Source organism: Streptomyces sp. NPDC005181 (genome assembly GCF_040608395.1).
GTDB lineage: Bacteria > Actinomycetota > Actinomycetes > Streptomycetales > Streptomycetaceae > Streptomyces.
Window position 1 is genome coordinate 1 of record NZ_JBEXID010000027.1, and the last position, 14,184, is coordinate 14,184.

Below are 14,184 nucleotides of genomic sequence, written 5' to 3' on the forward strand. Positions count from 1 at the left end.
CCGGGGCCGGAACCGACAGATCTACTCCAAGGCAGTTGAGGCCAGTTGTCGCACGGGTCAGGCTCCGGCCCCCGACGGCACCCCACGAGTCTCACAGTTGTCGCAGATGCCGGAGAGCAGCTTGGAGCGGTGCAGACCGCCCCAGTAGTGGTGGTCGGAGAGCACCACCTGGACCGACCCCTGCTCGACGGCCGGCGCCAGATGCTCGAACGCGACGACGCACATATTGGTGGCCAGAGGGATCGGCGTCTGCCTGGCAACCTGTGCCATACCGCCCAGTTCGGGCGTCGGGTCCTCCAAGTACTCGAGGACACCCTCGAGTCGGCGGGCCGCCTCGACCGAAGTCTCCACGCTCCACGCCGCGTTGGGGTCGAACCGCAGCGGCACTGCCGGGAAGGCCTCTCGCAGCGCGAGGACCGCTTCGATCTCCTCCTCGGGCGGCCGGACGCCGCCCTTGAGCTTGATCGCGGTGAAGCCGTACTCGGAGAATATCCGGCGCGCCTGGGCGACGATGGCCTCCGGATCCAGCGCCGCGCCCCAGTCGTCGGGCTCCTGCCCCGGATGCGCGGCCCACTTGTAGAAGAGGTAGGCGCTGAACGGTACGGAGTCCCGTACCGCTCCTCCGAGCAGGTCGCTGACCGGCCGGCCCGCCGCCTTGCCCTGGAGGTCCAGGCAGGCGACCTCGAACGGGGAGAACACCCGGTCCACGGCGCTGCTGGTGGTGATCATCCCGGTCAGTCCGGAGCCGCCGGCTCCGTTGTCTCCGGACAGTACTTCGGCGACCTTGCGGTGCATGGCGCCGAGCGCGTACACGTCCATTCCGATGAGGGCGTCCGCGGCCGCCCGCAGCCGGCGCAGGTGTCCTTCGTCGGCGTAGGTCTCACCGAGACCGATGAGGCCCTCGCCGGTGTCGACCTCGACGATCGCGCGCAGTGCGTACGGTTCGTGCACGCCGACCGCGTTGAGCAGCGCCGGGTCACGGAAGGCGACCGGGGTGATCTTCACTGCATGGATCCGGAGGCCGTCCGTCACTGTGCTGCCTCCCCTGTGCTGTTGATCATGTGCGCTTTCAGTCCCTGCCCGCGGCCAGCGTGAGGTCGTCGCTCATCGCGTTGTACGCGGCCTTGGCCTTGTAGTTCTCGTCGAGGATGTTCGCCGCGCCCTCGCCCGTGAAGACGCCGGGAACCCAGGAGTACTTGTCGGTGAAGCCCCACACCGTGAAGTCGGTGCAGTGCTCGGTGAGCAGGCAGCCGCGCAGCAGTACGTCGTAGGCCTCCGCCTGCGCCTCCAGCTCGGTGTTGTCGGCGGGCATCGGGATGCGGACGTCGGCCTCGGTGATCGCGGTCTCCAGACCGAGGTCGTCGAAGCGCTTCATGTTGGTGGCAATGTCGTGCGGGGCGCTGTACTGGACGTCCAGGTGTCCCTGGATGCCGACGCCGTGAACCGGCACATGCTCCTTGCGGAGCTGCGTGACGAGGTTGTAGAGGGCGGTGCTCTTCGCGTTGACGCCCTCGATGTTGTAGTCGTTGATGAAGAGCTTGGCCTTGGGGTCGGCCTGGTGCGCCCAGCGGAAGGCGTCGGCGATGTAGCCGGGGCCGAGCTTCTGCAGCCAGATGCTGTTGCGCATGGTGCCGTCGTCGTTGAAGGCCTCGTTGACGACGTCCCACTGCCAGATCTTGCCCTTGAAGTGCGTCACCTGGTCGGTGATGTGCTTGTGCAGGATCTCTCGCAGCTCATCGGCCGTGAAGTCGCCATGGTTCAGCCAGGCGGGCAGCTGGCTGTGCCAGACCAGGGTGTGGCCCCGGACCAGCTGGCCGTTCTCCTTGGCGAAGTCCACCAGCTCGTCGGCGGCGGACCAGTCGTACGTGCCGCGCTGCGGCTCGACGGCCTCCCACTTCATGACGTTCTCCGGGGTGACCGAGGAGAACTCCCCCGCGGCCTTGGCCCGGTAGGGCGCGTCGGAGGCGAGCGCCGACATGTCGACCGCCGTTCCTATCCTCAGGTCGACGCGCTTGCCCAGAGCACCGAGGGTCTTGGCCGCGGCCTCGCTCTTCGGCTTGGTGTGGTGGGCGGCGTTCTCGGGGGTGGCGCTGGCCGCGACGGTGAACGTGGAGACCAGCAGGGCTGCGGCGGCGGTGCCGACGACGGCAGCCTGAGTTGCCTTGCGCATGACATGTCCCTTCGATGGATGTACCGCGTCGAAAGTTTCGAGATCCTCCCCGCAGATGGAGCGATGGAGCGGGGAGGCCCGGGCCCTCAAGTAGGGGGCAGATTCAGATCAGTTCGATCGACGTGTCGCAGACGAGCCGGCGCCGGTGATCGACCGTGCGCTCGGGACCGGTGAGCCGCAGCTTCACGGTCTGCTTGACGTCGTCGGCCGCGCTGGATGTCGCGAGCCGCAGTTCGAGATCGCCGGGTTCGACGATCCGTCGGCCGCCGATACCGGTGAAGGACACCAGATCGGCATGGAAGTGGAACCGCACACGTCGGGCCTGCCCGGCGGCGAGCTGCACCCGGGCGTACCCGATCAGCCGCGACTCCGGGCGGGTGGTCTGGGCGACCGGGTCGTGCACGTAGAGCTGCACCACCTCGGCGCCTTCGCGGTCACCGCTGTTGCGGACGGTGAGTTCGATGTCGGTGGAGCCGTCGGTGGGGAGCTCGGCCGGGGCTGCGGCGCCGGCCTCCCACTCGAACGAGGTGTACGACAGGCCGTGTCCGAAGGGGTAGAGCGGCGTCGGGTCCAGGTTGCTGACCCCGCTCGCCAGCCCCAGCGGCGGTTGCAGATACGTCCACGGCTGGCCACCGGGGCCCTGCGGCACACCGACCGGGAGCCGGCCGGAGGGGTTCACCCGGCCGGAGAGCACACCGGCCAGCGCCGGACCGCCCTCCTCGCCGGGGAAGAACGCCTGCACGGTGGCAGCCGTCCGGTCCGCCCAGCGGCCCAGCGCGTACGGACGGCCCGTCAGCAGCACCAGGATCACCGGGGCTCCCGTGGCCAGCAGTGCATCGAGCAGCTCGCCCTGGACACCGGGCAGGGCGAGGTCGGCGGCGTCGCAGCCCTCACCGGAGGTGCCGCGGCCGAACAGCCCGGCCCGGTCGCCGAGCACGGCGACGCACACATCGGCGTGGCGGGCGAGTTCGGCCGCGGTCTCGATGCCGGAGGTGTCCGTGCCGTCCACGTCGCAGCCGGCCGCCGAGCCGATGTCCGCGCCGGGGAATTCCCCCCGCAGCGCTTCGAGAACGGTCGGAATGTCGATTCCCATCGGCACCTCGGGGTGCGAGACCCCGACATGGCTGGGGAAGGAGTAGCAGCCGAGCATGGCCAGGGCGTCGTCGGCACGCGGCCCGACGACCGCGATCCGGCCGTCGCCACGCAACGGCAGCGCATCGCCGGGGTTGGCGAGCAGCACGACGGCCTGCTCGGCCAGCTGCCGGGCGAGTGCCCGGTTCTCCGGCGGGTCGAGGTCCACCGTGGCACGCGCCTGCTCGGGGTCCGCCCCGATCAGTGCGGCCGGCAGCGGCGACCACTCCGGGTCGAGCAGTCCGAGTTCGCACTTCTGCAGCAGGACCCGGTTCAGCGCCCGGTCGACGAGGTCCTCGGCCACGGAGCCGTCCTGTACGGCGGCGACGAGCGCATCGCCGTAACTGCGGACGGTGGGAAGCTCCACGTCGACCCCGGCGGTCAGCGCGAGGCGCGCGGCGTCGGCGCGGTCCGCGGCGACCTTGTGCAGGGTCTCCAGGAAGCCGATGCCGAAGTAGTCGGCGACGACGGTGCCGTCGAACCCCCAGGTGTCCCTGAGCAGTTCGGTCAGCAGCGCCGGGTCGGCCGCCGCGGGGACGCCGTCGATCTCGGCGTACGAGTGCATCACCGAGCGGGCGCCCCCTTCCCGCAGCGCCATCTCGAAGGGCGGGAGGATGACATCGGCCATCTCGCGCGCACCGGCCCGGACCGGAGAGAGGTTGCGGGCGCCCGCCGAGGCGGCGTATCCGGCGAAGTGCTTGAGCGTGGCGACGATCCCGGCGGACTCCAGGCCGCGGACGTACGCGGTGCCGATGGTGGCGACCAGGTACGGGTCCTCACCGATGGTCTCCTCCACCCGGCCCCAACGCAGGTCGCGCACCACGTCGAGGACGGGTGCCAGCCCCTGGTGGACACCCACCGACCGCATGTCGCGGCCGATGCGGTGGGCCATCTCGGTGACCAGATCAGGGTTCCAGGCGGCTCCCCAGGACAGCGGGACGGGGTAGGCGGTGGCGCCCCAGGCGGTGAACCCTGCGAGGCACTCCTCGTGGGCGAGCGCCGGGATACCGAACCGTCCGGCCTCCACGATCCGCTCCTGGGCGCGGGCCAGTGAGACGGCCCCGACGCCGGGGTCCACCGGGGCGGTACCGAACGGCCTGGTCAGCTGGCCGAGGCCGCGGGTGGTGAGTTCGTCCCAGTCGACCGGGTCGACCATGTCGTTCTGGTGCGGTGCGACCCCGTCGCCGTCGGCGTCGGCACCCACCCAGACTCCGTACAACTGCGCGGCCTTCTCCTCCAGCGTCATCCGGGCGACGAGGTCGGCCACCCGCGTCTCGGGGGTGAGTGAAGGGTCGCGCCACGGGCCGTCGACGGCGGTGGGCCGGGCGGCCTGGTGGGCATGCGGGGCAGGGGGGATTGCCATGGGGGCAGGGGTTCCTCTCATGAGTGCGGTAGTGCTGGGCGGCGTGGGTGTGCTACTTGCCGCCCACCCCCATCAGCCCGTTGATCAGCGCCTTCCGTGCCACGAGGTACACGGCGAAGATGGGTACGACGGAGAGGACGATTGCGGCCAGAACGGCGGGGATGTTGACTCCGAACTGGGTCATGAAGTTGAAGAGGCCGAGGGTCAGGACCCGGTTCTCCTCCGACTGCGTCAGGATCAGCGGGAAGAGGAAGCCGTTCCACGCCTGGAGCGCCGTGTAGATGGCCACCGTGCTGATGCCGGCCCTGGACATGGGGATCGCCAGCTGCCACAGCATCCGCAGGGGCGAGGCGCCGTCGAGCGCCATCGCCTCGTACATCTCCTCGGAGACATCGCGCATGGTGCCGCTGAGCACCAGGACCGCCACCGGCATCGCGAAGGCGGCGGTCGGCAGGATGATCGCGGGCAGGGTGTCGTACAGCCCCATCTTGCCGATGAGCAGATACAGCGGCACGATCACCGCCTGCGCCGGGATCGCCACACCGAGCAGGAAGGTCCGGAAGGCGAGCGAGGAGAGCCGGCTGCGGGTACGCACCGCCACATAGGCGACCGGCACCGCGAGCAGCAGCACGATGGCCACGGTGGACGCGGCGACAATTGCCGTGTTGACCAGCATCGTGGAGAAGCCGCTGTTCAGCACGGTGTTGTAGTTCTCGAGCGTCGGATGCGTGGGGAAGGCCAGCGGGTCCCCGTTGAGCGCCTCGTCCTGGTGCATCAGCGACGAGGAGATCAGCGTGTAGAGCGGTACGACCACGATGACGAGCCAGACCAGCGAGCCCAGACCGGCCAGTGGGTTGCCCCAGCGCTTGCGGCGGCGGGCGGCGGCCACATGGCGTCGGACCGCGGGTGACATGGCCGGCGCCTCGGGGCGGGTGTCGATTGACATCTCGTCACATACCTTCCCGGGTGGACCGCATGTTTCCGAAGCCGCTGAAGCGGACCAGGACCAGCGACAGGGCAGTGGCCACCACGACCAGGGCCGTGGCGATCGCCGCGGCATAGCCGAGGTCGTAGGTCTGGAAACCGGTCCGGTACATCAGATACGGCAGGACCGTGGTGTCCGTTCCGGGACCGCCCTTGGTCATGATCAGCACGGTGTCGAAGTACGTCAGCGAGCCGACGATCATCAGGACCGACGAGGTCGTGATGGTGTGGCGCAACTGCGGCAGCGTGATGTGGAAGAACTGCCGGAACATACCGGCGCCGTCCATTTCGGCCGCCTGGTACAGCACCTCGGGGACCTGCCGGGCACCGCCCTGATAGATCAGGGTGTGGAACGGCATGAACTGCCAGCCGCCGACGAACGCCACGGTGAGCAGGGCGCCGGTGGACGATCCCATGATGTTCGGGTCGATCCCGAACCAGGGTCCGATCTCCTTGATCACGCCGAAGTTGGGATCCAGCAGGGCGTGGAAGAGCATGGCGATTGCGGTGGTGGAGAGCAGCAGCGGAATGAAGAAGACCGCGGAGAGCACGGCCCTGCTGCGCTGCCGGCCCGCTGCCCAGACACCGAGGAGCAGTGCCACGGGGGTCTGGAAGGCCCAGCTGATGGTGGTCAGCAGAAGGCTCAGCCAGGCGGCCTGGCGGAATTCCGGGTCCTGGAACAGCCGGGTCCAGTTGTCCAGGCCTGCCGGGGTCGGGGAGTTCAGCCCGTCCCACCGGCAGAAGGAGAGATAGACGGCGATCGCCAGCGGGACGATCGCGAAGACAGCGAAGAAGAGGATGCCGGGCAGAGCCCAGCTGACCGGAGGACGGCCGACGTTGCCGACGGCTGTCTTCCTGCCCCCACGCGTCTTCACGTGCGGAGTGTGGTGGGACATGCTTACTTGACGGCCTTCATCGCTGCGACGAACTGCTCAGGGGCGGACTTGCCGGCGAACAGCTTGCTGAGCTCGGTGAGCAGCGGGGTGGCGTACTGGGACTCCAGTGCCTGGTCCCACGAGAGCGTGAAGCTGGGTGCCTTCTGGACCATGCTGTACTGGTCGTTGGCGAACTGCGGGTTGGGCGACGTGCTGAGCATCGAGGCCGCGTTGGAGGTGGTGGGGATGTCGCCGTTGTCGACCAGGGCCTTGGCGTACTCCTGCGAGGCCATCGTCTTCAGGAAGGCGATCGCGGCGTCCTTGTGCTTGGTGCGCGCGTTGATCGACCAGTAGTTGGTCGGGTTGCCCACCACGTCCGCCGCGTCGCCGACGCCGCCGGCCACGGTCGGGAAGGCCGTCCAGCCGAGGTCCTTCTTGGCGAACTCGGGCGCCTTGCCCAGCTGGGTCGAGTACTCCCACGAACCCATGAGGTGCATGGCGGCCTTGCCCTTGTTGAGGAGCGTGGGCGCGCCACCGTTGCCGTAGTCGACGGAGTTGAAGTTCTTGCCGAAGGCACCCTGGTCGACGAGCTGCTTGACGGTCTGGGCCGCCTTCAGCACCGCCGGGTCGCCCCAGCCGGAGGTGTCGCCGTTCTGGATCTTCTGGAAGACCTCGGGGCCGCCGATCCGGTCGAGCAGGTACTCCATCCACATCAGCTCGGGCCACTTGTCGGCGCCGCCGAGAGCGAAGGGCGTGATGCCCTTGGCCTTGAAGGTGGTGATGGCGTTCTGCAGGTCGTCCCAGGCCTTGGGAGCCTCCAGCTTGTTCTCGGCGAAGAGCGTCTTGTTGTAGAAGAGCATCACGGGCTGCATGCCGCGCATCGGCACCCCGTAGATCTTCCCGTCGAGACTGCCCGCCGTCATGATCGACGGAAGGAATCCGTCCTTGAGCGTGGCGTCGTTCTTCACGGTCGAGGTGAGGTCGACGAGCTGCTTCGCGTCGACGTACGGCTTGATCGAGCCGCCACCCCAATTGAAGAACACGTCCGGAGCGCTGGGCGAGCCCATCGCGCTGCGGAGCTTGTTGACGTAGTCGGTGCCGGGGACCGACACCAGCTTGACCTTGACCTTGGAGGTCTTGTTGAACTTCGTGACCGCGGCCTGCTGAACCTTGACCGCGTCATCGCCGTAGACGTATGCGGTGATGGTTCCGCCGTCGCCACCGCTGCCCCCGCTGGTACCGCAACCCGCCAGCAGACCGGCCATTACCATGGCCGCACCCGCTGCGGTCCATCTCGCCGTACGCGTGCCCTGAGTGAAAATGCCCGACCGCATGACCGCACCTCTGTCGAATGTTTCGGGGTCTCTTTCGAATGTTGCCGGAACCGTACGGTCGTGTTTCGGGCACGTCAAGAGGTTGGGGGAAGGATTTTCCGAACCCTGGCCCCTTCCCCGATCCGAGCGCCGTGAAGCTACGATTCGTGCATGAGCCCTGCAAAGGTCCAGTCACCACAGGAGAAGGCGTCTGCCGACGTGCCGTCGCAGAGCACCGCCACGTTGGCGGAGATCGCTCGCGCGGCCGGAGTCTCGGCTCCGACAGTTTCGAAAGTGCTGAACGGCCGAGCCGACGTCGCCCCCGGTACGCGTACCAGGGTGGAGGAGTTGCTGCTGCTCCACGGCTACCGCCGCAGGCGGGGGTCCACGGCACAGTCGCAACTGATCGATCTGGTTTTCCACGAGCTCGACAGCAGCTGGGCCATGGAGGTCGTCCGGGGCGTCGAGAACGTCGCCCGGGAGGAGGGGCTGAGCCTGGTGCTCTCCGAGAGCGCCGGCCGGCTGACACCGGGCCAGACCTGGGTGGATGGCGTGCTGGCCCGTCGGCCGGTGGGCGTGATCCTGGTGCTCTCGGATCTGACCGCGGCCCAGCGCGCCCAGCTGACCAGCCGCAACATCCCGTTCGCGGTGGTCGATCCGGCGGGCGACCCGGGTGACGACGTGCCGTCGGTCGGGACGACGAACTGGCAGGGCGGGCTGGCCGCCACCCGCCATCTGGCCGGTCTCGGGCACCGGCGGATCGGTGTCGTCAGCGGCCCGTCCCGGATGATGTGCAGCCGGGCCCGGGTCGACGGCTACCGGGCCGCGATGGAGACCGCGGGACTGCCCCTCGATTCCGATCTGGTCCGGGAGGGCGAGTTCTCGCACGAAGACGGCTACGCCGCAGGGCTGGAACTCCTGCAGCTGCCTGAGCCGCCCACCGCCATCTTCGCGGGCAACGACCTGCAGGCACTCGGCGTCTACGAGGCCGCTCGCCAGCTGGGCCTGCGTATCCCGGAGGACCTCAGCGTCGTCGGTTTCGACGATCTGCCGCTCACCCGGTGGATCGGGCCGCCGCTCACCACGGTGCGCCAGCCGCTCACGGAGATGGCCGAGACCGCGGCCCGGCTGGTTCTCGATCTCAGCCGGGGCCAGCAGCCTGCGACCACCCGGGTCGACCTCGCGACCAACCTGGTGGTGCGCAGCAGCACGGCGGCTCCCTGCCGTTGACGCCTTGTCCGGCCTGCGGCCGGATTCCCAGCGGTTTCACAACAGTGGCGATCGGCCGTCCGGGGCGGGCAGCAGGTCGCGGGCGATGCGGACGACGGCCTCGGTAGGGCGACAGCGGGGCGCCCGCCGACCGGGCCGCGGGCGCAGTGACGGCCCCGCCCCGGGAAGCCGCGCTGCCCGTTGCTCATACCAGCGATACTCATTCGATTTTTTGTATGGACATAGCTGGTAAAAATAAGCTATGGGCGGCTTTGGCAGATATATGGCAAGGCTCCGGCCATCGCGCCCTGGGCGCTCCCGCACCTTGCTCGGCGTGCGCACCGTGGCCGGGCAGGTGCTGCTTCTGGAGCTGGCGCTCGTGGTTCTGCTCGTCGCCGCGGCGGCGGTCGCGCTCGTGGTGCAGGGCCGGCGCGCCGCCATTCACGAAGCCCGAAACCGTTCGTACGCCGTAGCCGATACGTTCGCTCACTCCCCGGGCATCGTGACGGCGCTGGACAGCCGGGATCCCACCGCCGTGCTGCAGCCGCTCGCGGAAGAAGTCCGGAAAATCACCCGCGTCGAGTACGTCGTCGTGTCCAGCACACGCGGAATCCGCTATACCCACCCCGATCCCGCACTGATCGGCAAGCACATTCTCGGCCCGTACAAGGAGGCGCTTCTCGGGCACGGCTTCACCCAAACCTTCAGGGGGAGCCGGGGGCCGGCCGTGAACTCGGTGGTGCCCGTACCAAGGGCCGACGGCTCGACCGCCGGCCTGGTGTCCGTGGGCATCACGGTCACGAACGTGGACAAAATGGCCGACCGCGACCTGCCGGTGCTCGTGGGCGCCGCGGTGGCCGCACTTGCCCTCACCTCCGGCGGAGCGGCGCTGGTCAGCCGACGTCTGCGGCGGCAGACGCGCGGCCTCGGCCCCGCCGAGATGACGCGACTGTACGAGCATCACGCCGCGGTGCTGCACTCCGTACGTGAAGGTGTGCTCATCATCGACGGCGACGGACGGCTGCTGTTGGCCAACGACGAGGCCCGGCGGCTGCTGCGCCTGCCTGCGGACGCCGAGGGGCATCTGGTGACAGACGTCGGCCTGCCTCCCCTCCTCACGGAACTGCTCGCCTCCGGCCGGGTCGCCTCCGACGAGGTGAGCATGGCCGACGACCGGCTGCTGGCCGTCAATCTGCGGCCCACCGAAGAACACGGCGGGCCTGCCGGGACGGTCGCCACCCTGCGGGACACGACGGAACTGGCCGCCCTTGCCGGCCGGGCCGCAGAGGTACGGGAGCGGCTGCTTCTGCTGCACGCGGCCGGTGTGCGCATCGGTACGACCCTGGATGTGACCCGGACCGCGGAGGAACTGGCGGAAGTGGTGGTCCCCCGTTTCGCCGACTTCGCCTCGGTCGACCTCGCCGAACCCGTGCTGCACGGTGAGGAACCGTCGGTGCCGCTCGGCACCGTGCTGGACATGCGCCGTACGGCTTCGGCAGGCGTGCGTACCGACCATCCCTTCTATCCGATCGGACGGATCATCGGGTTCGTTCCCACCAGCCCGGCAGCCCTGGGCCTGATTCATCGCGTACGGGGTCCACTCCCTGCTCTCCATTCCGCTGCACGCACGCGGTGCGGTCCTGGGCATGGTGAATTTCTGGCGCTCGGAGAATCCGGACCCGTTCGACGAGGACGATCTGACGTTCGCCGAGGAACTGGTCGCCCGGGCAGCCGTCTGTGTCGACAACGCCCGCCGCTACACCCGCGAGCACGAGATGGCGGTGACGCTGCAGCGCAGCCTGCTGCGCAGCGGCCTGCCCGAACAGGACGCTCTCGACGTCGCTTACCGCTATCTGCCGGCTCAGGCGGGGGTGGGCGGCGACTGGTTCGACGTCATTCCGCTGCCCAGTGCCCGCGTCGCGCTGGTCGTCGGTGACGTCGTCGGACACGGTCTGCACGCCGCCGCGACGATGGGCCGCCTGCGCACCGCGGTCCACAATTTCGCCACGTTGGACCTCCCGGCCGACGAACTGCTCGCGCGCGTCGACGAACTGGTGGCGCGCATCGACCAGGAGGAGAATCCGGACGGGGGGCGCACGGAGATCGCAGGGGCGACCTGCCTGTACGCCGTCTACGACCCGGTGGCCGGCGCCTGCTCCGCTGCCCGGGCCGGCCATCCCGGTCCCGTCCTGGTGCTGCCCGACGGCACGGTGCAGTTTCCCGACGTCCCCGCAGGACTGCCTCTGGGCATCGGCGGACTGCCTTTCGAGGCAGTGGAGTTGCCACTGCCGGAGGGGAGCCGTCTGGTGCTGTACACCGACGGTCTCGTCCAGTCGCGCGAGCGGGCCTTCGTCACCGGACTCGACACGATGCGCGACACGCTGGCCGGACAGCACCGGACTCCGGAGGAGACCTGCGACGACCTGATCACAGCGCTCCTGCCCACCCCTCCGGGTGACGACGCCGCCGTCCTGGTAGCGGCCACGCACATCCTCGCCCCCTCCCGTGTCGGCGAATGGGACGTCGAGCCCGACCCCTCGGCCGTCGCCGGGGTACGTAAGGACGTCTCCCAGTGGCTCACCGACCGGGGGCTGGAGGAAGAAGTCTTCGCCACTGAGCTGATCCTCAGTGAGCTGGTCACCAACGCCATCCGCTACGGCGGCGCCCCCATCCGGGTCCGGATACTGCACAACCGCTCCCTGATCTGCGAAGTGTCCGACGCCGGCAGCACCGCACCGCATCTGCGCTACGCGTCGACGACGGACGAGGGCGGCCGCGGCCTGTATCTCGTCGCCCAGTTCGCCGACCGCTGGGGCACCCGCTCCACCGCAGCGGGCAAGGTCATCTGGTCCGAACAGACGCCGGGCGCGGGCGGAGCACCCGCATTCGAGTGGGCCACCGACGCCTTGGGACTCTGAGCGCACCGCCAGGAGCACCGGGGGCCGTGGAGCACGGCAGTGCGCCCACCAGCTGCGGGTCGCACCCGGTGAGCACGGTCCGCGCCGCCGCCCGCTGTGGAATCAGCCGCTGTAGACATCGAGACGGCCGCACATCCCGAACTTTCCGTACGCCGAAGGCTGTTCGGCGTACACACGGGCATCGGCGAGATGGCCACTGTGCCCCTGCGCCAGGGAGTCCAGCTGTTCACCGGTTGCCCGGGATGCGGCGGCGGCGCCCTGTTGCCAGCGCGCCCGCCAGTCGTCCGTCCGATGCTGTACGAGCACGGCGGCCGCGCGGTGGAATGCGGCGAGCGGCTCGGGGTCGCCGGCCTCGGTGGCGCGGCGCAGCGCGAGAAAGCCCTCGACGGCGAGATCGCGGCGGGTGCGGGCGGCCCGTTCCTGCTCCGGCTCGACTGCGTCGGCGGGGAGTGCGACGGCCGCGCAGTAGGTGTCGGCGTCCGTCAGGTAGCGGGGCGGCAGCGTGAGAACGGCATCCCCGGCCTCGGGCAGTCCGCTGTTCTGCATGAGGACGACGATGCGCAGGGCGTCGTCGTTGACGAGGCGGTGGATCGTGCCGGGGGTGAACCACACCAGGGACCCGGCGGCCAGGGGCGTCTGACGGAAGCCGGACGCGGTGAGGGTCTGCACGGAGCCGGCGCCACCGACCACCACATACCCCTCGGAACAGGTGAGATGGAGGTGCGGCGTACCACCGCGCAGTCCGTCCTCGGTGGGCCAGTCGTAGACCCGGAGGTGGGAGACGGCAACGGCGCCGGGCAGTCCTTCGAAGGTCACCACGGGTGCTCCTGGGTCCGGATCGACGGCCGAGCAAGCGCTTTCTGCCGCACGCTACGGCCCGCTCCGGACAGGGGTCAAGACGGCCCGCGCGGGTACGGTCACATCCCTGCTGCCGGAGACCCGCCCTTCGCCCGCCACCCCCGTCCGACCTGCACAAACATCGTCTCTGCACGCCACTGTCAGTGGCCGGGTGCAGACTGGCCCCTGTCCGCGACAAAGGCGTTTCGGGAGGAGTCGGCCATGCCCGACGTACTACTCACTGTGGGAACCCGTAAAGGACTTTTCATCGGCCGAAGGCGGGGTGGCGCCTGGGAGTTCGGCTCTCCGCACTTCAATGCGCAGGCGATCTACTCGATCGCCATCGACACCCGCGGTCCGGTGCCCCGGCTGCTGGTCGGCGGGGACAGTGCACACTGGGGGCCGTCGGTGTTCCACTCCGACGACCTGGGCGCGACCTGGGTCGAGCCTCAGCAACCGGCGGTGAAATTCCCGCCGTTCACCGGCGCCTCGCTGGAGCGGGTCTGGCAGCTGCACCCGGCGGGGACCGAGGCGCCCGACGTCGTGTACGCGGGGACGGAGCCGGCCGCGCTCTTCCGTTCGGAGGACCGCGGGGAGTCGTTCGAGCTGGTCCGGCCACTGTGGGAGCATCCGACGCGTTCGAAGTGGGTGCCGGGCGGGGGCGGCGAGGGGCTCCACACGATCCTGACCGATCCGAGGAATGCGCGGGACGTGACCGTCGCGGTCTCCACGGCCGGGGTGTTCCGCACCAAGGACGGCGGTGCGAGCTGGGCCCCGTCGAACAAGGGGGTCTCGGCGGTCTTCCTGCCGGATCCGAACCCGGAGTTCGGCCAGTGCGTCCACAAGGTCGCCCGGGACGCGGTCGATCCGGACCGGCTCTATCTGCAGAATCACTGGGGTGTGTTCCGCAGCGACGACTCCGGGGACAGCTGGACGGACATCGGCGCGGGACTGCCGTCCGACTTCGGCTTTGCCGCCGCGGCCCACCCGCACCGGGCGGAGACGGCGTACATCTTCCCGATCAATGCCGACGCCGACCGCGTCCCGGCTGAGCACCGCTGCCGGGTGTTCCGCACGAGCGACGCCGGCAACAGCTGGGAGCCGCTGTCCGCCGGGCTGCCCGAGGAGACGCATTACGGCACGGTGCTGCGTGACGCCCTCTGTACGGACAACGCCGACCCGGCCGGGGTCTACTTCGGCAATCGCAACGGCGAGGTGTACGCGAGCAGGGACGACGGGGACAGCTGGGAGCAGCTCGCCTCGCATCTGCCGGACGTGCTCTGCGTACGGGCGGCGGTCGTCGGCGGTTGAACCGGACCTGCTGCAGCGGCAGCACCTCGCGCGTACCCTCCAGCACCGCATCCGCGGATGTCCGGCCGAGAGC

Annotated in this window: 8 protein-coding genes and 2 pseudogenes; 3 read left to right on the forward strand and 7 right to left on the reverse strand. The window is 69.4% G+C overall.

The annotated features are described in order from the left end of the window. Positions 1 to 99: 99 nt before the first annotated feature. The 6 genes and pseudogenes from ABZV38_RS18985 to ABZV38_RS19010 all read right to left on the reverse strand — a co-directional run. Positions 100 to 1,032 (reverse strand): annotated as a pseudogene (locus ABZV38_RS18985) (enolase C-terminal domain-like protein); the annotation flags it as partial. Positions 1,033 to 1,069: 37 nt separating this feature from the next. After that, entirely contained in the window at positions 1,070 to 2,170 is a 1,101-nt protein-coding gene (locus ABZV38_RS18990) for an endo-1,4-beta-xylanase (RefSeq protein WP_356328383.1), read from the reverse strand. Positions 2,171 to 2,273: 103 nt separating this feature from the next. Next, positions 2,274 to 4,664, reverse strand: a complete 2,391-nt coding sequence (locus ABZV38_RS18995; protein ID WP_356328385.1) for a glycoside hydrolase family 3 N-terminal domain-containing protein — start codon at positions 4,662 to 4,664, stop codon at positions 2,274 to 2,276. A 52-nt stretch (positions 4,665 to 4,716) separates the two neighbouring features. Continuing rightward, a complete protein-coding gene (locus tag ABZV38_RS19000) occupies positions 4,717 to 5,577 on the reverse strand; it encodes a carbohydrate ABC transporter permease (RefSeq protein ID WP_356328495.1) in 861 nt (286 codons plus the stop codon). Positions 5,578 to 5,614: 37 nt separating this feature from the next. Next, positions 5,615 to 6,544 (reverse strand): sugar ABC transporter permease, encoded by a 930-nt coding sequence (locus ABZV38_RS19005; protein WP_356328387.1) that lies wholly within the window; start codon positions 6,542 to 6,544, stop codon positions 5,615 to 5,617. A gap of 2 nt (positions 6,545 to 6,546) precedes the next feature. Continuing rightward, positions 6,547 to 7,794, reverse strand: a complete 1,248-nt coding sequence (locus ABZV38_RS19010; protein ID WP_356328388.1) for an extracellular solute-binding protein — start codon at positions 7,792 to 7,794, stop codon at positions 6,547 to 6,549. A gap of 213 nt (positions 7,795 to 8,007) precedes the next feature. On the opposite strand from ABZV38_RS19010, the gene ABZV38_RS19015 reads away from it, so the two are divergent. Together ABZV38_RS19015 and ABZV38_RS19020 are read left to right on the forward strand one after the other, a co-directional pair. Next, positions 8,008 to 9,066 carry a LacI family DNA-binding transcriptional regulator gene (locus ABZV38_RS19015; RefSeq protein WP_356328390.1) on the forward strand — a complete coding sequence of 353 codons (1,059 nt, stop codon included), beginning with the start codon at positions 8,008 to 8,010 and terminating at the stop codon, positions 9,064 to 9,066. A gap of 262 nt (positions 9,067 to 9,328) precedes the next feature. After that, positions 9,329 to 11,963: pseudogene (locus ABZV38_RS19020) on the forward strand (SpoIIE family protein phosphatase). A gap of 102 nt (positions 11,964 to 12,065) precedes the next feature. On the opposite strand, the gene ABZV38_RS19025 reads toward ABZV38_RS19020, so the two are convergent. Continuing rightward, entirely contained in the window at positions 12,066 to 12,782 is a 717-nt protein-coding gene (locus ABZV38_RS19025; protein ID WP_356328392.1) for a cupin domain-containing protein, read from the reverse strand. Positions 12,783 to 13,022: 240 nt separating this feature from the next. Between ABZV38_RS19025 and ABZV38_RS19030 the strand changes: the two genes are divergently transcribed. Continuing rightward, positions 13,023 to 14,111: an exo-alpha-sialidase gene (locus tag ABZV38_RS19030; protein WP_356328394.1), complete on the forward strand. Its 1,089-nt coding sequence runs from the start codon at positions 13,023 to 13,025 to the stop codon at positions 14,109 to 14,111. Positions 14,112 to 14,184 lie beyond the last annotated feature (73 nt).